The 18,879-nt window shown below is 61.6% G+C and carries 17 protein-coding genes; all 17 read left to right on the forward strand.

What is annotated here, in order from left to right:
- Positions 1–11: 11 nt before the first annotated feature.
- From F9K20_RS18320 to F9K20_RS18400, 17 genes are read left to right on the forward strand one after another with little or no spacing between them, the layout of a single operon-like run.
- Positions 12–1,025, forward strand: coding sequence for an NAD(P)-dependent oxidoreductase (locus F9K20_RS18320; protein WP_291005285.1), 1,014 nt, complete (start codon positions 12–14; stop codon positions 1,023–1,025).
- A gap of 5 nt (positions 1,026–1,030) precedes the next feature.
- Positions 1,031–2,029, forward strand: a complete 999-nt coding sequence (locus F9K20_RS18325) for an NAD-dependent epimerase/dehydratase family protein (RefSeq protein ID WP_291005288.1) — start codon at positions 1,031–1,033, stop codon at positions 2,027–2,029.
- Positions 2,026–3,576, forward strand: a complete 1,551-nt coding sequence (locus tag F9K20_RS18330) for a PfkB family carbohydrate kinase (RefSeq protein WP_291005292.1) — start codon at positions 2,026–2,028, stop codon at positions 3,574–3,576. Before F9K20_RS18325 ends, F9K20_RS18330 begins: the two co-directional genes overlap by 4 nt.
- 2 nt (positions 3,577–3,578) lie before the next feature.
- Positions 3,579–4,511 (forward strand): Gfo/Idh/MocA family oxidoreductase, encoded by a 933-nt coding sequence (locus F9K20_RS18335; RefSeq protein ID WP_291005295.1) that lies wholly within the window; start codon positions 3,579–3,581, stop codon positions 4,509–4,511.
- Positions 4,508–5,812, forward strand: coding sequence for a nucleotide sugar dehydrogenase (locus F9K20_RS18340; RefSeq protein WP_291005298.1), 1,305 nt, complete (start codon positions 4,508–4,510; stop codon positions 5,810–5,812). Before F9K20_RS18335 ends, F9K20_RS18340 begins: the two co-directional genes overlap by 4 nt.
- Before the next feature lie 7 nt (positions 5,813–5,819).
- Positions 5,820–6,677, forward strand: coding sequence for an NAD(P)-dependent oxidoreductase (locus F9K20_RS18345; RefSeq protein WP_291005301.1), 858 nt, complete (start codon positions 5,820–5,822; stop codon positions 6,675–6,677).
- Positions 6,678–6,685: 8 nt separating this feature from the next.
- Positions 6,686–7,171 (forward strand): NUDIX domain-containing protein, encoded by a 486-nt coding sequence (locus F9K20_RS18350; protein ID WP_291005303.1) that lies wholly within the window; start codon positions 6,686–6,688, stop codon positions 7,169–7,171.
- Positions 7,171–8,340 (forward strand): glycosyltransferase family 2 protein, encoded by a 1,170-nt coding sequence (locus F9K20_RS18355; RefSeq protein WP_291005305.1) that lies wholly within the window; start codon positions 7,171–7,173, stop codon positions 8,338–8,340. The genes F9K20_RS18350 and F9K20_RS18355 overlap by 1 nt, the downstream gene beginning before the upstream one ends.
- A 16-nt stretch (positions 8,341–8,356) precedes the next feature.
- The gene (gene rfbF / locus F9K20_RS18360; RefSeq protein WP_291005307.1) at positions 8,357–9,130 is read left to right on the forward strand and encodes a glucose-1-phosphate cytidylyltransferase; all 774 of its coding nucleotides are present in this window, start codon (positions 8,357–8,359) and stop codon (positions 9,128–9,130) included.
- Between the two features lie 34 nt (positions 9,131–9,164).
- Positions 9,165–9,695: a dTDP-4-dehydrorhamnose 3,5-epimerase family protein gene (locus F9K20_RS18365; RefSeq protein WP_291005309.1), complete on the forward strand. Its 531-nt coding sequence runs from the start codon at positions 9,165–9,167 to the stop codon at positions 9,693–9,695.
- The gene (locus F9K20_RS18370; protein ID WP_291005312.1) at positions 9,692–10,627 is read left to right on the forward strand and encodes an NAD(P)-dependent oxidoreductase; all 936 of its coding nucleotides are present in this window, start codon (positions 9,692–9,694) and stop codon (positions 10,625–10,627) included. Before F9K20_RS18365 ends, F9K20_RS18370 begins: the two co-directional genes overlap by 4 nt.
- Before the next feature lie 34 nt (positions 10,628–10,661).
- Positions 10,662–11,843 (forward strand): TIGR00180 family glycosyltransferase, encoded by a 1,182-nt coding sequence (locus F9K20_RS18375; RefSeq protein WP_291005315.1) that lies wholly within the window; start codon positions 10,662–10,664, stop codon positions 11,841–11,843.
- Positions 11,844–11,880: 37 nt separating this feature from the next.
- On the forward strand, positions 11,881–12,687 hold the full coding sequence (locus F9K20_RS18380; protein WP_291005318.1) for an ABC transporter permease: 807 nt from the start codon (positions 11,881–11,883) through the stop codon (positions 12,685–12,687).
- A gap of 9 nt (positions 12,688–12,696) precedes the next feature.
- Positions 12,697–14,013, forward strand: a complete 1,317-nt coding sequence (locus F9K20_RS18385) for an ABC transporter ATP-binding protein (RefSeq protein WP_291005321.1) — start codon at positions 12,697–12,699, stop codon at positions 14,011–14,013.
- A gap of 3 nt (positions 14,014–14,016) precedes the next feature.
- Positions 14,017–17,121, forward strand: a complete 3,105-nt coding sequence (locus F9K20_RS18390) for a putative sugar O-methyltransferase (RefSeq protein WP_291005323.1) — start codon at positions 14,017–14,019, stop codon at positions 17,119–17,121.
- Entirely contained in the window at positions 17,081–17,869 is a 789-nt protein-coding gene (locus F9K20_RS18395) for a class I SAM-dependent methyltransferase (protein ID WP_291005326.1), read from the forward strand. The genes F9K20_RS18390 and F9K20_RS18395 overlap by 41 nt, the downstream gene beginning before the upstream one ends.
- The gene (locus F9K20_RS18400; protein ID WP_291005329.1) at positions 17,866–18,864 is read left to right on the forward strand and encodes an NAD(P)-dependent oxidoreductase; all 999 of its coding nucleotides are present in this window, start codon (positions 17,866–17,868) and stop codon (positions 18,862–18,864) included. The genes F9K20_RS18395 and F9K20_RS18400 overlap by 4 nt, the downstream gene beginning before the upstream one ends.
- Positions 18,865–18,879: the final 15 nt, after the last annotated feature.

Below are 18,879 nucleotides of genomic sequence, written 5' to 3' on the forward strand. Positions count from 1 at the left end.
CGAGGGACGCCATGGCGCGCAAGTTCGACAATGTTTTCGTGACCGGGGGCGCCGGCTACTGCGGCAGCCTATTGGTGCCGCAGCTCTTGCGTAGCGGCTGCAAGGTGACTGTTTACGACCTGATGTATTTCGGGAGCCACTTCCTTCCCGCCGACAACCCGAACCTCAAGATCATCCAGGGCGACATCCGTGACACAGCCAAGCTGAAGTCGGTGGTGCCGGGGCACGATGCGTTCGTCAGCCTTGCTTGCGTCTCCAATGACGCGAGCTTCGAACTCGACGAGGCGTTGTCTACGACGGTCAACCTGCACGCCTTCGAACCAATGGTGATGGCCGTCAAGGAAGCTGGCATCAAGCGCTTCATCTACGCCTCGTCGAGCTCGGTCTATGGCGTCTCGGACAAGCCGAACGTGACCGAGGACCACCCACTGGTTCCGCTGACGCTCTACAACAAATACAAGGGCATGTGCGAGCCGCTACTGAAGAAGCACACCGACGACACGTTCGTCGGCGTCACATTCCGGCCGGCGACCGTGTGCGGGTATGCGCCGCGTCAACGCCTCGATCTGTCGGTCAACATCCTCACCAACCACGCGGTGAGCAACAATAAGATCACCGTGTTCGGCGGGGCGCAGCTGCGCCCCAACCTGCACATCCAGGACTACTGCGACGCGGTCGAGCTGTTTCTCACTGCGCCTGATGAGAAGATCGCCAATGAGATCTTCAACGTCGGCTACCAGAACATGACGATCACGGAGATCGCGGAGCTGGTGAAACAGGTAGTGGCCGAGGAGTTCCCCGAGAGGCCGCCGATCGACATCGTCACGACGCCGACCGACGACAACCGCTCCTATCACATCAACTCCGATAAGATCACACGCGTGCTCGGCTTCCGGCCCATGCATACGATCGAGGAAGCCGTGCGCGATCTGTGCAAGGCATTCCGCGAAGACAAACTGCCCAACAGCATGTCAGACGATCAGTACTATAATGTCCGCACGCTCAAGGCGTTGAAGGCAGCGTAGGCAGCATGTCCGTCGCAATCGTCACTGGTGGTGCCGGCTTCATCGGCAGCCATATGGTGGACCTGTTGCTGGCGCGCGGGTTCAAGGTCCGCGTCGTCGACAATCTTGTCGGTGGACGAGAGAGCAACCTCGCACACCACGCGGCCAATCCCGATTTGTCGGCCGACTGGGTCGATATCCGTGACCTGCCCCCGGAAACGCCGATCTTCCGCGACGCTGACTACGTGTTCCACTTTGCCGGCATCGGCGACATCGTGCCCTCGATCGAACGGCCGGCGGAATACATGTCGGTGAACGTCCAGGGTACGGTCGCGGTGCTCGAGGCGGCGCGCGCGGCGAAGGCGCGCAAGGTCGTCTATGCCGCTTCCTCGTCCTGCTACGGGCTGGCGGCAACGCCGACGCGGGAGGATCACCCGATCAGCCCCGAGTATCCTTACGCACTTTCCAAGTACCAGGGCGAGATGGCCGGCTTCCATTGGCACAAGGTCTACGGACTGCCGGTGAATTCGACCCGCATCTTCAATGCCTACGGTACGCGGGTGCGGACCACGGGCGCTTATGGCGCGGTGTTCGGCGTCTTCTTTCGCCAGAAGCTGGCCGGTAAGCCGTTCACCGTGGTTGGGGACGGGACACAGCGGCGCGACTTCGTCTATGCCTCGGATGTCGCTTCTGCGTTCCTCGCCGCGGCGGAAACACCGCTGGCGGGTGAAATTTGGAACGTCGGCGCCGGCGATCCGCAGAGTGTCAACCGGCTCGTGGACTTGATCGGCGGCGACAAGATCGAGATCCCCAAGCGTCCGGGCGAGCCCGATTGCACCTGGGCCGACATCGGCAAGATCACCCGCGAACTCGGCTGGGTGCCCCAGGTTCCATTCGAGGAAGGTGTGCGCCGCATGATGGCGGAGATCGACCATTGGAGCGACGCTCCCTTGTGGGATCCGTCCTCCATCGAGTGCGCCACGCGCACTTGGTTCAATTGCCTGGGCAAGGAGAAGACGGCATGAGCCCATCGCTCAGCCAAATGTTCGGCCACAAGATCAAGTCGCTCGAAGAAGTGCGGTCGGCCGTCGGCTCGCACCCTCGCAAGAAGAAGGTAATTATGTGCCACGGCGTCTTCGACGTCGTGCACCCGGGCCACCTACGGCATCTCCTCTATGCCAAGAGCAAGGCCGACGTACTCATCGCCAGTCTCACCGCCGATCAGCACATTGCCAAAGGAACGCACCGGCCGCATGTCCCGCAGGATCTGCGCGCAGCGAACCTCGCCGCGTTCGAGATGGTCGACTACGTGATTATCGACAAGAACGCGACGCCGATCGAGAACATCAAGCTGATCCAGCCGGACTTCTTCGCCAAGGGCTACGAGTACGGGGCCAACGGCCCCAATATGAAGACGGCGGAGGAGGTCGCGGCGCTGCATAGCTATGGCGGCGAGATCATCTTCACGCCCGGCGATATCGTCTATTCGTCCTCCCGGCTGATCGATCTCGCGCCGCCGAAGATCCGCTACGACAAGCTCCTGGTTCTGATGGAGCGCGAGCAGCTCACGTTCAACCACCTGCGCGAGACGCTGGCGGCAATGGCGAGCAAACGCGTGCACGTCGTGGGTGACACCATTGTCGACAGTCTGACCCGCTGCGCCATGATCGGTGGCCAGACGAAGACGCCGACCATGAGCGTGCTCTACGAGCAGCGGATCGACTACGTGGGCGGTGCCGGCATTGTCGCCGAGCACTTGCGCGCAGCCGGTGCCGAGGTCGTGTTCTCGACCGTGCTCGGCAACGATAGCCTGGCCGAGTTTGCCCTCGACCGGTTGAAGACCAGCGGCGTCGACGCGCGGCCGATCATCGATCCGACCCGGCCGACGACCAACAAGAACGCCATTGTCGTCGATGGCTACCGGCTGCTGAAAGTTGACACGCTCGACAACCGTTCGATCGCCGATGGCATCCTCGACCAGCTCGTCGATTCGGTGAAGACGACGCCCACAGATGCGGTGGTCTACAGCGACTTCCGTCACGGCATGTTCAACCGTCGGACGATACCGACGCTGGTCGACGCGATCCCCGACGGTGTGCACAAGGTGGCGGACAGCCAGGTGGCCAGCCGCTGGGGCAACATCACCGACTTCAAGGGCTTCGATCTCATCACGCCCAATGAGCGCGAGGCGCGCTTCGCACTGGGCGACCAGGACTCCGGCATCCGGCCGCTGGCCTCTGGCGTATACAACGCTGCAGCGTGCAAGATCCTCATTTTGAAGCTGGGCGATCGCGGGATCCTGACCTGCCAGAGCCCGCACCACACGGAGCTCAACAGCTTCTTCGTACTCGACAGCTTCGTAGACCACGTGGTCGATGCCGTCGGTGCCGGCGACGCGCTCCTGGCCTACGCAACGCTTGCCACGCTGGTGTCGGGGTCTCCCGCGCAGGCGGCAATTCTCGGCTCCATGGCGGCAGCATGTGAGTGCGAGCGCGATGGCAACATCCCGATTGCGCCGACAGACATGGAAGCCAAGATTGCCACGGTCGAGCGACACGTGGAGTTCGCCTGAAGATGCGCGTAATCGTCGTCGGGTTGGGCGTCCAGGGCTACAAGCGCCGGCGTGTGGCAGGCGCTGACTTCGTCGCTTCGGTCGATCCGGCCAATACGGAAGCCGACTACCGCGACTTGCAGGACGTACCGCTCGACAGCTACGACGCAGCGCTCTGCTGCATCCCCGATGCACCTAAGATCAAGCTGCTGCGCTACCTGCTCGGTCACGGCAAGCACGTCTTGGTGGAGAAGCCGCTGTGGGCGGATCGCAGCGAGGAACTGGAAGAGCTGCATGCTCTCGCGCGTCGCAGCGGCGCCGTATGCTATACGGCCTATAATCACCGATTCGAGCCGCACTACGTACGCATGCGCGATCTGATCGCTTCCGGCGAGCTCGGCACGATCTACAGCTGCCGCATGTTCTACGGCAACGGCACGGCGCGGCTCGTTCGCGAAAGCGCCTGGCGCGACGAAGGCGCTGGCGTGCTCCCCGATCTCGGCTCGCATCTGCTCGACACGTGTCGCTTCTGGTTCGGCGAGCTGGGCGACGGCTTCCGCGTCAGTGCGGTGAATGCATTCGAGAACCGGGCACCCGATCACGTCATCATCGCCAACGAGCAGCTACGCCCGCGCATCGAGCTGGAGATGACGCTGCTCATGTGGCGCAATCATTTCACCTGCGACATTCTCGCCGAGAATGGCACGGCCCACATCACCTCGCTGTGCAAGTGGGGGCCGTCGTCGTTCATCCATCGGTGCCGTGTGCTCCCCAGCGGCCGGCCGCCCGAGGAGACGATTACCCTGGTCCAGGACGATCCAACCTGGGAGGCCGAGTACAAGCACTTCAGGAAGCAGTGCGAGAGTGGAGCGGTGACTGACCTGTCGACCGACATGTGGCTCAACCGGACCCTCCGCCGCCTCGGCGAGGCGGCGATGGAAAGGAAGGCCGCATGAGCGTGCGCATCGGCTTTGCGGGTATGACGCATTTGGGGCTCGTGTCGGCGACGGCGGTCGCCAGTCGCGGCTTCCCGACCGTCTGCTTCGACCCGAATGCTGGTCTGGTTGCCGATCTTGCCAAGGGCAAGCTGCCGGTCTTGGAGCCCGGTCTCGACGACCTTCTCGCATCGAACAGCGACAAGCAGGTGTTCACCAGCAGTATCGCCGATCTTGCCCAGTGCGACGTTGTCTATGTCGCGCCGGACATCCCGACCGACGATCAGGGGCGCAGCGATACGGCGACCATCCATCGCCTGATCGACGCGGTGACGCCGGCGCTCAATCCGCAGGCCGCCATGGTGGTGCTGTCACAGGTCGAGCCGGGTTTCACGCGCGCCCTCAAGGCGCCCGACCCGTCGCGCCGCTACTATCAGGTCGAGACTCTGATATTCGGCCGCGCGGTGGAACGCGCAACGCAGCCGGAGCGCTACATCGTCGGCTGCGCCGACCCCGCCGTGCCGCTCGATGCGAAGCTCCGGGCGGTGCTGGCGGAGTTCAATTGCCCCATACTGCCGATGCGTTATGAGAGCGCCGAGCTCGCCAAGATCTCCATCAACTTCTGTCTCGTCTCCTCGATCAGCGTCGCCAACACATTGGCCGAGGTGTGCGAGGAGATCGGGGCCGACTGGTCGGAGATCGTCCCGGCGCTGAAGCTCGATCGCCGCATCGGACAATATTCCTATCTGGCACCGGGTCTCGGAATCGCCGGAGGCAATCTCGAGCGCGACCTTGCGACTGTTTGCCGAATTGCCGACCGGAAAGGGACCGACGCCGGCGTCGTCAGGGCATGGATCGCCAACAGCCGCTACCGGCGCGACTGGGCGCTGCGTCTTTTGCATGAGAAGGTGCTCGTCAGCGTTGCCAATCCGTCGATCGGTGTGCTCGGCATCGCCTACAAGGAAGATACCCACTCGACCAAGAACTCGCCCTCGCTCACGTTTATGCAGGCGCTCGGTCCGTTTCTCATTCGCGCCTATGACCCTGTGGTCCCCGCCGCTTCGGTGGGCGATACCGTCGAGCAGGGCAAATCGGCCATCGATGCCTGCGCTGGTGCCGACGTCGTCGCTGTGATGACCCCGTGGAAGGAGTTCAGAGCGCTGGCGCCGGAGGAAATCGCCCGCTCCATGCGCGGCAAGATCATCATCGATCCCTATGCCGTGCTCGATGCCGGAGCCTGCGCCAAGGCTGGCCTCGAGCACTACGTGATGGGCCGCGAACTCCAACTACAAGGAAAAGAATGTGCTCAAGCATTTGAATAATGCACCGATGTCTCCTACGCGCATGGTCATTCTTGGGGCCGGCGGGTTTCTGGGCCGCGCGCTGAAGCGGGATCTGGCGCGCGAAGGGATTGAGACGCTCGCGCTGGCGCGCGACGATCTCGACCTAGAGAGGCCCGGCGCCGGCAGGCTTGTCGCGCAGACAATCCGGCCCGATGACTCGGTCGTGCTATTGTCGGCGCTGACGCCCGACCGCGGCAGGGACATCGCGACGTTGATGCGCAACTTGACCATGGTGCAGAACTTCTGCGCGGCAGGGCCAGAATGTGCGCAGGTCATCTATCTCAGCTCCGACGCCGTCTACCCATTATCACAGGCGAAGATCTCGGAGGTGACCTGTGCGGCACCCGACGACCTGTACGGCAGCATGCACAAGGTACGCGAGGTGATGCTGCAGAACACGCTGAAGAGCCCGCTCGCCATCCTGCGCTCGTCGATGCTGTATGGACCCGACGACACGCACAATTCCTATGGGCCCAATCGCTTCCGCCGTCAGGCGGTAGAAGAAGGGCAGATCACCCTCGGCGGCGAAGGTGAGGAGACGCGCGATCACGTGCTCGTAGATGACGCTGCGGCGGTTGTTCGTTTGTGCGCCACGCATCGCAGCGTCGGCACGCTCAACATCGCGACTGGGAGTTCCGCGTCCTTCATGGATGTCGCACGCCTCGTCGCGCGCCAGTTCGATGAGCCGATCGAGATCAAGACCAGCTCACGGCGTTCGCCGATCAGCTACCGCAGTTTCGACACAACGGCCTGCCTGCACGCTTTCCCGACGTTCCATTTCACGCCGCTTGAGAAGGGATTGGCCGACGTGCATATCGCCTCTCTGGAGCCCGCTGGCGCGTGAGCGGCGATATGCATATCAACGCCCTCCCTTCGCTCATCAGCGGGGTCGCAGATCGCCCATCGACGGCATCGGCGGCGATCATAACGACCGAGGATGGCGGCTTGCTGCTGCAGCACCGTGACGACATCCCCGGCATCTGGTTTCCCAACTATTGGGGCCTCTTCGGCGGCGCAATCGATGAGGGCGAAGATCCGGGCGCGGCGCTGGTACGCGAGCTCGAAGAGGAACTAGGATTTCGCCCGCGCGAAGTCGCGTACTTCACGCAGGTCTGCTTCGACCTGCGGCGTTGGAACCTCGGAATTCGCCTACGCTACATCTTCACCGTAGCGTCCACGCGCGAGGAGCTGAGCACGGTGAAGCTCAACGAGGGACAGGCAGCCAAGCTGTTCTCGAAAGAGGACGTGTTCAGCGTGCGTCGCCTAACGCCTTACGACGCGTTCGCGCTGCGGCTGTGGATGGCCCAGGCGGATCTCAAGCATATGCCGAGCGCCTGATGATGGTGCTGACCTCTGACATCGGCTGCGAGGTGGCGGTGCAGAAGCGCGCTGGTTTGAGCAGTGAGATGGTGCCGCAGGCGCACGCACGCATCATTGCTACCGACGAAGTCGCGGCATCTTCCGCCACCGCTGTCTCCAATGCTGTGGCGCGCTTCTCGGTATTTCTTTCGAACTACAACCATGGCCGCTATCTGCCCGAGGCGCTCGACGCCATCCTCGAACAGTCGATCCAGCCGCATGAGATCTACCTCATTGACGACGGGTCGACCGACGGCAGCCCGCAGATCATTGACGAATATGCATGCCGCTATGCAAACGTCCGTTCCATTAAGCTCGCCTACAACCGCGGCTTCATGGCCAATCTCGAAGAATTTCTGGCGACCACGGATGCAGAGTACATCTACATGGCCGCCGCTGATGACGTGGTGCTCCCCGGGTTGTTCGAGAAGTCTCTGGCCATGCTGCAGCGCTTTCCTGCAGCCGGCCTTTGCTCAGCCTCGTCACTCTTGATGAGCCTTGATGGCAAGAACCTCGGTCGCATCGCAACGCACGAGCCGGCGCGGACGCCCTGTTTCATCCCGCCCGAGGTGGCGAACCGCCTGTTGATGCGCCGGGACGGTTGGTTCATGGGCAATACGACCATTTACCGGCGCAGCGCCCTGCGGCGCATCGGCGATTTCGATGCTCCGCTCGCCGGATTCGCCGATGGCTTTGCCTGCCGCGTGATCGCTGCGACCTGCGGCGCCTGCTACATCCCCGACGTGCTGGCGTATTGGCGTCGCAGCCCCGAGGGAATGGCGGGGCAGATGACGCGCAATGCCGAAGTAGCGCGTGCGATCGCGGATCGTGCATCCATCCTGGTCAGGGAGCGCTATGCGTCCGACTTTGCGCCGGGCTATGGCGAGCGACTGCATCGGCGCCTCTTGTATCAGGGCGCCGTAGCGGCGACGCAATGGGCCGACGGATCGCGCGCCTACTTGGAACAGCTGCTGGGGCCATTGCGGCCTGTCGACCGCGCCGCACTTGCCTTCATTAAAGCGACCCCGTTGGGAAAGCAACGCCTGGCGATGGCGTATCTCGCCCTGCGGCTGCGGCCGCACGACGTTGTGGACAGATTGGCAATGGCGCTGCGCGGCGAGACGCCGCCGGGAAGTCGATTGAAGTGACGATGCAGGTGCGCACGTGAAGGTGGTCATACTGGCTGGTGGACTTGGCACGCGTCTCGCCGAGGAGACATCCGTGGTGCCGAAGCCCATGGTCGAGATCAGCGGCCGGCCGATCCTCTGGCACATTATGAAGATCTACGGTGCCCAGGGGTTCAATCATTTCATCGTCGCGCTCGGTTACAAGGGCGACGTCATCAAGCGCTTCTTCTACGAGTTTCAACTGCTCGGCGGCAGCATCACCGTCGATTGCGCGGCAGCGCAGGTGACGCCGCGCTCGGCGCCGCCCGAGCGTTGGGTGATCGACCTCATCGAGACGGGCGCCGAGACAATGACCGGCGGGCGGTTGCGCCGCCTTGCTCCACTGCTCAAGGGTGAGCCGTTCATGCTCACCTACGGCGATGGCGTAGCCGACGTCGACCTTACCAAGCTAATCGCGTGCCACAAGGCGCACGGGCGCCTGGCGACGATCACTGCCGTGCGCCCGCCGTCGCGCTTCGGCGGTCTGGCGTTCGATGGCGACGGCCTCATCAAGCAGTTCAGCGAGAAGCCGCAGATCGGCGAGGGCTGGATCAACGGCGGCTTCATGGTGCTCGAGCCCGCCGTCCTCGATCGCATCGCGGGCGATGAGAGCAGCCTCGAAAGCGATGTTCTGGAGGAGTTGGCGCGCGAGGGGCAGCTTGCCGCCTACCAGCATGGCGACTTCTGGCAGTGCATGGATACGCTGCGCGACAAGCGCCAGCTCGAGCAAATCTGGGAATCGGGGCGGGCGGCGTGGAAGATGTGGCCGTGATGGCACCGTCCTCGATGTCATTGTGTACGCAACTATGCGGTTGATCGAGACGCCGCTGCACGGCGCTTTCGTCGTCGAGATCGACAAGCTCGAGGACCAGCGCGGTTTCTTTGCGCGCACGTTCTGCGCCCGGGAGTTCGAGACGCACGGCCTTGCGCCGTGCGTCGCGCAGTGCAGCATTTCGTTCAATAGCCGGCGCGATACTTTGCGCGGCATGCATTTTCAGTCAGCGCCGCACGAGGAGGACAAGCTCGTTCGCTGCACCCGCGGAGCCTTGTGGGATGTGATCATCGACCTGCGCCCACAGTCGGCGACGCGCAACAAGTGGTTTGCCAAAGAGCTCACCGCCGACAATTGCTGCGCCATGTACGTGCCCAAAGGCTTCGCGCACGGCTTCAAGACGCTAAGAGACGCCACCGAGGTGCTTTACCAGATGTCAACGCCGTTCGTGTCCGGCGCCGCCAGCGGTGTGCGCTGGAACGATCCAGCCTTCGCCATTGACTGGCCCGGCGGCGAGCCGATCCTTTCGCCACGCGATGCGGCCTATCCGGATTACGGGTCGTGACCGGCGCAAAGCCAAAGGTGCTGGTTACGGGAGCAACGGGCTTCGTCGGCCGTCACTGCGTCCCGAAGCTGCTGGAGCGCGGGTTTGACGTTCACGGCATCTCGTTGCGCGAGCCGGCGTCCCGGACGCCCGATGTCACTTGGCACCGCTACGACCTGCTCGATCCCGCTGCCTGTCACGCGGTGGTCAAAGCCTTGCAGCCATCACACGTGCTGCATCTTGCCTGGATTACCAAGCCGGGCGTGTTCTGGTCGAGCGCGGAGAACCTCGCGTGGATGACGGCGGGCGCAGCCTTGCTGCAGGCGTGCGCGGCCGCTGGTGCACGTGTCGTCGTGTCGGGCACGTGCGCCGAGTACGCCGCGAGTAATGCGCCGCTGCAGGAGGAGACAACGCCGTTGCGGCCTGACACGGTCTATGGCCACGCCAAGGCCGGATTGTTCCACGCCTTCGAGGCTCTGCGCATGACGAGCGCGCTGGACGGAGCCTGGGCGCGGCTATTCTTCCCGTACGGTCCTGACGAGCCCGCGGGGCGACTCATCCCGGGAGCCATCGAGTGCATCCTCCAGCGCCGCGAGTTCGCCTGCACGGACGGGCGTCAGACGCGCGATTTCATCTACGTAACCGACGTCGCCGATGCGCTGTGCACGCTGCTTCAGTCCGACGCGTTGGGTGCGTTCAACATCGGCTCAGGCGCTGCCACCGAGTTGCGCGATGTTGTCTCACGCATTGCGAACCGGCTGCGCGGAGCCGAACTCGTGTGCTTTGGCGCGCGCCCGCGCCCGCCGAACGATCCCGACTTTGTCGTCGCTGACAGGACGAGCATGCAGCGGGCGTGTGGGTGGTCGGCGAGTGTATCTCTCGAAGATGGTCTCGACCGCACTATCGACAATTGGCGTGGACGGATTGCCGTCCTTTCCCGGCGGCCTAAGTGAACCGAACGCAATCGCCGCGAACGCAAGGAACGCAATGCAGCTTGCCGAGCAATATAGCCTGATCATTCCCACCTACTCGCGCCCGGAGGAGTTACGTCGGCTACTACAATACTTGGCGCGCGAGAAGGTAGCGTTCCAAATCCTCGTGCTCGATTCTGGAACGCCCGCTTCGCGCAAAGAAAACGCTGCAACGATCGCTGCGTTGCCGCTGAAGGTGTGGCATCTGCAATTCCCGTCGGAGATGCCGCCCTTCGAGAAGTTCTGGCGCGGGGTTATGCAGGTGACGACGCCGTTCTGCTCCATGTGCGCCGATGACGATATCGTGCTCGTCGACTCGCTGGAGCCGATTGTCCACCATCTCATCTCGCATCCCGACGTGGCGGTGGCGCATGGGCATTACTTCACATTCTACAACACCGACCACATTGGTTTGACGACGGTCGTCTATGCCTCGCGCTCCATCGACGATGCGACGCCGATTGAGCGGCTGCGCTGCCTGTTCCGTCGTTACGAGGCCGTGACCTACGGTGTTTATCGCACGCCGGTGAAGCAGCGGGCCCTGCAGGATGTGCAGGGCCTGCGCAGCCTGCTCGGGCATGAGTTGGGCGCCGGCGCTATAACTCTGGTGCGTGGTAAGAGTGCGCGCCTGCCGGTATTTTACTACGGACGCTCACTGCGCCCGTCGGAGCGGTACGAGCAATGGCATCCCGTCGAATCGATGCTCAACTCCCCCGAGACTTTGTTTGCCCAGTACCGCACCTATCGCGATGTTCTCGAAGCCAATTTGCGTGAGGTCGGCGTGGCACGTGAAGGTGATGACACGGCGAAGGTACTCGATCTCATCCATCTCACATACTTGTCGGAGTTCACGCGGCCGAAGTTCCTCGACTGGTTGACGGATCAGGTGGTCAAGGGCCGTGGCCGTGATGACATCATGAAAGATGTGTGGCTGCAGCTCTATGTGGGGGGGAATGTTCCCTCAACACTCTTGCGCCTCGCTACGCCGCTGCGTTACGTGCGTGACCGGTTAGCTCCTGGGTTCAAGCCACATCACTACGTTGCTCGCTTTGCTGGCGGCAAGGACCGTGCGGTGGAGCGGCGTACCTGCGATGGCTCCGTGCGGCGCTATCGCTTGTACAACAGCTTCCTAAAGTCGGCCATTGCGACCAAACTCAATCACGAGCCGGTGCTAGGAGCGCTCGACCAATATGTATAAAAGCGGATCATCGCCGAACTGCCTTGAGGACCTTTGGATGAACGTGGCGCTAACACGAACGCTGAGCACGATCTGGTCCTACCGTGTCGTGGTTGGACGTTTATCCATTCGCAGCTTGAAGAACCGCTATTCGGCGACGGCCGGCGGCATCGCCTGGGCAATTGCCCTGCCGTTGATGAACCTGTTCGTCTTCTGGTTCGTCTTCTCATATGGGCTGCGGCTCAGCGCAGCCAATACGGATGTCCCCTACTTCCTCGTGCTCTTCTGTGGCCTCATTCCGTGGATGGCGTTTGCCGATGCCCTCAACAACGCCACCAACTCGGTGTTTGAGCATCAATACCTCGTCAAGAAGATCGCCTTTCCCATTGAGATACTGCCGGTCGCGCCGATCATCTCCGCAGCCATCGTGCATGCCTGCATGCTAGTCTTTCTGGTCATGCTGCTCATGTTCTATGGCGTCTGGCCGACTTTCTACACCCTCTACCTCTTCCTCGCCTTTCCCGCGATGATGGTCTTCGCGCTCTGCCTCGGATGGGTTCTAGCCGCACTCAATGTCTTCCAGCGCGATGTTGGGCAACTCGTCGGCGTCATCATCTCGCTGTGGTTCTGGATGACGCCCATCGTCTGGGAGCTGTCGATGCTGTCGCCGAACCTGCGCACGCTGATGCAACTCAATCCGATGGTATTTGTCGTCGAGACCTATCGCGGCGCTCTCATCTATGGACAGCCGCCCTGGGAGTGGTCCGCGGCCGCCATGGCCTTCGGCGTTAGTGTTGGTCTTCTCGCTTTGCTCGGGCCAGGCATCTTCTTGCGCCTCAAGTCGCACTTTGCAGACGTGATGTAGGAGCGCGCGATGTCGATGCCCGCGGTCGAAATCCGCAACTTGGCAAAGAAATATCGATTGTACGACAAGCCCCATCATCGCCTTTTGGAGGCCCTGGATCCGTGGCGGCGCAGCTATCATCGCGACTTCTGGGCATTGCGGGACATCAACCTCACCGTCGAGGCGGGGCAGACCGTCGGCCTGCTCGGCATGAACGGGTCCGGTAAATCAACTCTGCTGCAGATCGTCAGCTCTGTTCTGCAGCCCACCGAGGGCGAGCTGAAGATCAACGGCAAGGTTGCCGCGTTGCTCGAACTCGGAGCCGGGTTCAACGCGGACTTCACCGGGCGCGAAAACGTCATGATGAATGGGGCGCTGATGGGCCTCAGCAGGCGCCAGATGGAATCGCGCATGCGCGATATCCAGGTGTTTGCGGATATAGGCGAGTTTTTTGAGCAGCCGATGCGAACCTACTCGTCCGGCATGTATGCGCGTGTCGCTTTTGCGACCGCTGTGCACGTCGACGCCGATATCCTTGTCATCGATGAGGCATTGTCGGTTGGTGATGCGCGTTTTGTCGACAAGTGTTTCCGGCGCATCCGCGAGTTCCGCAGATCTGGAAAGACCATTCTCTATGTGACGCACAATCGCCAACAGGTGCCGGAAATTTGCGACGTTGCCGCACTCTTGCACAAGGGCCAGTTGGTCAAGACGGGCGCACCGCGCGAGATTGTCGAGCTCTATAGCCGTATTCTCTCCACCGGGAAGCCCGATCAGCCCGAGGAAAGGCCGTTGCCGTCAGTCAATGGCCACGCCAAGCTCAATGGTCGAACCGCGCGCAAGGGTCTGCTCAATGCAAATGGGGAAAACCCAGACGAGGACGTCGCCGATCTGCGCGCGAGCTACAATTGCAGTGAATTCCGCTACGGCAGCGGCGCGGCCAAGATCGTCGACTACGCCATCACCTCGGACGGCATCAACGAGGCGGGTATCATCCAAACGGGACAGCCGCTCGAAATCCAGTTCCGAGTCCACTATTTCGTCGATGTTCTGCGCCCCATCGTCGGACTGACTGTACGCACGAAAGAGGGCGTCCTTGTCTTCAGCACGAATTCTGATTGGCTTTCGATGCCGTCGCTTCCTAGGAAGGCTGGTGAATACGGTGACTATTCCTTCCGGCTCGTGGCCAACCTGCCGGCGGGCGACTGTTTCTGCGAGCTTGCGGTCGCTAGTGATGACAGAGAGATGCTCGACGTGCGCGAGAGCCTAATTCATCTGCAGGTGCTGGCGCCCGAACGCTTCGTTGGGCTCGCCTATTTACCTGCCACCTGCGTGAACCTGGTCTAGACAATGAAGCCGTTACGCAATAAGGACGCGCATCTGGACATTTCCTGGTGCCTCGCACAGAGGGAATTGCTGCGCGCGGTGGTCACGGGAGACATCGATGCCGTCCGCCGCATTACTCCCGCCAGTAAAGCACTCGATAGCCTCGGCACAGGCATTCTTGAGATTGCGGCCGCCAATGGGCACATCGATATCGTGCGCTATCTCGTCGAGCAGCGTGCGGCGCTGGTCGAACGCAAGCTGGGCGCGCTCAGCTTGGCCATCTTCAATCTGCGGACCGAGGTGACAGCGTATCTGCTCGACTCCCTCGGGCGCACGCCACAGCTCGTAAATCGAGCCTTCAGTCTCATGTCCCAGGCGGGTGATCTTGCCAGCCTGCAGGCCCTGTGGGTGGGTGATCCACAGCCCGACGTCCATCATGATGCAGATGCTGCTGTGCGGTTTGCTGCGCGTCGCGGGCATCTCGACGTCGTCAAATGGCTCGTTGCCAACGGCGCAAACATCGAAAGCGCAAAGAATCCGGTCGCTCTCGATGCTATCCGGTCTGGAAACTTGGACGTCGTCCGTTTCGTGATTGAGACAGGGGCATACCACCGTCCCATCATCGACGAGCTCGTCACCGCCGCGGCTGAGACCGGCAACATCGCCCTGTTCAAGTATGTTATGCAGATGTCCGGCCGGTGGCCCGAGAACACTGGCAAGATCCTGCAGCGCGCCGCCGAGCTGGGAGATCTGAAGACGATCGTTCGCATGCACCGGGCTGGAGCCGACGTCTCCGACGCCGGCGAGGCGCTGCTTGCGGCGGCGTCCAATGGACATCTGATGGTCGTCATCTACCTGCACCGCAACGGCGTAAACATAAACCACGAGAACGGTGCAGCCTTGAGATTGGCCGCGCTAAGCGGTCATAGCCGGGTAGCTTGGTACCTGCATCGCTCCGGTGTGAGGATCGACCAAGGCGTAGGTCGGATTGCGCTCGATGCTTACAGTCATGGGCGCGACGACACCTTTGTCAACCTTAGCGATGTGGGCGCGGACTGCTTGCGCGACGAGCACCGCATGGCCATCGACGCTATGCACCGCGAGCTCGATACGGCCTCGGAGCTGTATCGACCATCGCAGTTCTGGAAGTACTACGAAAACATTCATATGGAGATCCTCCGGCAGGAGGCTCTGGAGCGGTTCAAGCGCACGATTAGCCGCAGCTACTTCTGCACGCTGCCATCCGGAGACGATCATCCGCAGCTACAGTGGATGGAGGACATTTCCGATAAGGATGCGCTGAGCAATATCCAAGACTACAGGATCATTGACCCTGACAAATTGAGCAACGGCCGCCTCATCAGGCCGCATCGGCGGATATTCGAAACGGAGCGCACAAAGGCGATCGACCGCTATCGCAAGCTCGTATCAATGCTGTGGGAGTTTGCCTCATCCTACGACACGCTGAAACTTACCGATCGGCTTTCGGAGCCTCTGCTCGGGGAGCCGATCAAGGTAATGAAGGACGGGCGCCTCGTGTCCCAGGACTTGGCAAACTCCATAATCGAAGTGAATACGATACTGCGTAGCCTCAAGTCGCCGACCGACGGGGCGCTGAAGGTGGCCGAGATCGGCGCCGGCTACGGACGACTTGCATACGTCATGCTGCAGGCCGCGCCGAGCCGATATTTCATTTTCGACATCGCTCCGGCGCTGTTCATTTCCCAATGGTACATCTCGACACTATTCCCGGAAAAGCGGGTGTTCAAATTCCGGCACTTCGAGAAATTCGCCGACATCGAAGCTGAGCTTGACGAGGCGGACATCGCGTTCTTCACCGCGAACCAAATCGAGCTGATCCCGGATGGCTACTTCGACGTGTCTATCAACATCAGTTCGCTGCACGAAATGTTTCAAAATCAGATGGAGAATATGCTGTCGCAGATCTATCGTGTGACCGGCAGCCGCGTCTTCATCAAGGAATACTACCGGTACGAAAATCCCCATGACGGCATCGTGATTGACAAGTGTGCCTATCAAGTCCCCGATCAGTGGGAGGTTTCACTCGACCGCGCGGCGCCCACCGATCCAGCTTTCTTCGAGATGGTTGTCGATCGACAACCGCCAGCCAAACCGACTCCAAGACGACGCCCGCTCGCAGCCCCCATTGATTATTCGCCGACGGTCTCGATCCTGCTTGCCAACTACAACAATGCTCACTTCCTGCCGTCCTCGCTCGCCGGGATCGCCGCGCAGAGTCGTTCCGCCGACGAGATCATCCTCATTGATGACGGCTCGACGGACGACAGCGTGGCCGTGATGAAGGAGTATGCGGAGGGGCGCTCCAATGTGACGGTGCTCACCAGCGACTACAATCGTGGTTCTTTGTCGGCCATCGGTCGCGCTCTCGACGTTGCGAAAGGCGACTATGTTGTGTGGGCCGCGTCCGACGACCTGCTGTTGCCGAACTTCGTGGAGAGCTCACTCGCCGTGCTCCGCAGGAATCCGCGCGCCGGCTTGTGCTTTTCGGCACTGGGGGTGTTCGTCGACGGCGTCCCAGGAGTGCGCACTTATAATCTGCGTTCGCACGGTGGGGCATTCGATTTGGCATCGCTACCCGAGTACCTTTCACCAGCAGATTTCATGGAGGTGCTCCCTAGCCGGTACCTGTGGATGTCAGGTAATACGGTGCTAGCACGGCGCGACTGGCTGTTGCGGCAAGGTGGATTTCCAGCTCAGCTGCGCTGGCACGCCGATTGGTTGGGTTTCTATCTTTTGGCGCTCCGGCATGGGGCGTGCGTCGTGCCCGACACCTTGGCCCTGATGCGCGAACGCCAACGCACCTATTCGCGCATCGGGATGCAGGCGCGGAGGGCGCAGGAGAAGGTTCTCACGTCCATTCTCGATGTGCTGAAGTCTCCCCAGAACGCGGACGTGTTGCCCTTCTTCCAACGGTGTCCGTCGCTCTTATCGCTGTTCGGGATGAAGATGGTCTCAACCGCATTCAAGTCAGCGCACTTTGATTTCGGCGTCCGTCAGATGCGCTACTTCCTGAGTCGCCGCTACAACTCGATTCAAGAAGCGCGGCGTGCAAAAGCAGCGGCGCGCGGTAAGCGCCACCACGGGTAATCCCAACAGCCGGCAGACACGCGAAATGGTCGAGATCAACCTCATGCGGCACTATCCGCGCACCCAGCGGAAGCTGACGCGCCCGCGCGCTCTCGATCCCATCAATGCGGCGGCGGCGCTTCGCTTTGGGCGCGAGTACTTTGATGGATCGCGCGAGCAGGGCTATGGCGGGTACCGCTACGATGGGAGATGGATCCCGATCGCGCTCGATATCGTCGAGCACTTCGGTCTGAAAGCCGGCCAGCGTGTTCTAGATGTGGGCTGCGCGAAAGGGTTTCTCGTCAAGGATCTGATGGACGTCTGTCCCGGGCTCGAAGTGTTCGGGCTCGATATATCGGAGTATGCGATCACTAACTGCGTGCCCGAGGCGAAGGGCCGGCTTGTGCTCGGCAGCGCCGATGCTCTTCCCTTCGGTTCCGGCAGCTTTGCCGCGGTCGTGAGCATAAACACGCTGCACAATCTGGAGCGCAGCCGGTTGATCACCGCCCTCCAGGAGACCGAACGTCTATCGCCCGGTCGTTCGTACGTGCAGGTGGATGCCTATCACAACGACGCGGAGCGTGACTTTTTCCTCGGTTGGTGTCTGACGGCCAAAACATTCCTGAAGCCCGCCGACTGGCGCGCCCTGTTCGCGGAGGCGGGATACCACGGCGACTACCACTGGACGGTTCTGGAGATGGATCCGTCCGTCAACGACTTCGGCGCCTCCGGCGCCGGGCCTAATAACAATCAGGCAGAGAGAGAATGATGGCGAAGCGTTATGCGGTCCTCGGCGGGGGTGGCTCGTTCGGAATCCACACCTCCAAGTACCTACTCGAGCAACCGGACACCGAGCGTGTATTGGGCATAGGGCGCGCGGCGCCGAAGCCCGAGCCGTTTACCTTGAATGTGGGAAAGGGCGACAAGCGCTACTCTTATCACGCCTATCACGTGACGCATGAACTCGATCTCCTTATGGAACTGCTTGATCGCGAGAAGCCGAACATTGTCGTCTGCTATGCGGCGCAAGGCGAGGGTGCCGCCTCGTGGAAGAACTGGTGGCGCTACTTCGAAACCAACGCGATGGGATTGGCACGGCTGGCAGAAACTCTCTCTAAACGCGACTACCTCGAGCGGTTCATTCAGATCGGCACCTCGGAGCTCTATGGCTCGGTAGAGACAGCAACGCCGGAGGATGCGCCCATCCGCTCGTCGAGCCCCTATTCGGCATCGAAGGCGGCCTTCGACCTGTGCCTGATCGCGGTGCATCAGAACCTCGGCTTTCCGATGAACGTCATCCGTCCATCGAATGCCTATTGTCCCGGTCAGCTCTTGCACCGGGTGATCCCCAAGGCGGTGGTTTTCGGTCTCACAGGGCGAAAAGTGCCGCTGCACGGCGGCGGCAAAGCGGAAAAATCATACATCCACGCGCGTGATGTCGCGCGCGCCGTTTATCTCGTTGCTGAGAGGGCTCCGCTCGGCGCCGTGTACAACGTGGGGCCTCCCGAGCCGATTTCCATCCGTCGATTGCTGGAAACGGTAGCCAAGGTCATGAACCTGCCCTTCGAGGATCTGGTCGAGGTCACCGGCGAGCGCCTTGGCCAGGATTCGCGCTATTGGCTGGATTCCTCGGCGATCAAGCGCGATGTCGGCTGGGAGCCGCAGATCAGCCTCGAGGAGGGCATACAAGACATGGTCGATTGGGCCGAGAAGTATCTCGACGATCTCAAGGATTGGCCAACCGACTTCACCATGCGCGCGTGAAAGGGACCAGAAGTC

Origin of the sequence: Hyphomicrobium sp. (genome assembly GCF_009026145.1) — a bacterium.
Lineage (GTDB): Bacteria > Pseudomonadota > Alphaproteobacteria > Rhizobiales > Hyphomicrobiaceae > Hyphomicrobium_A.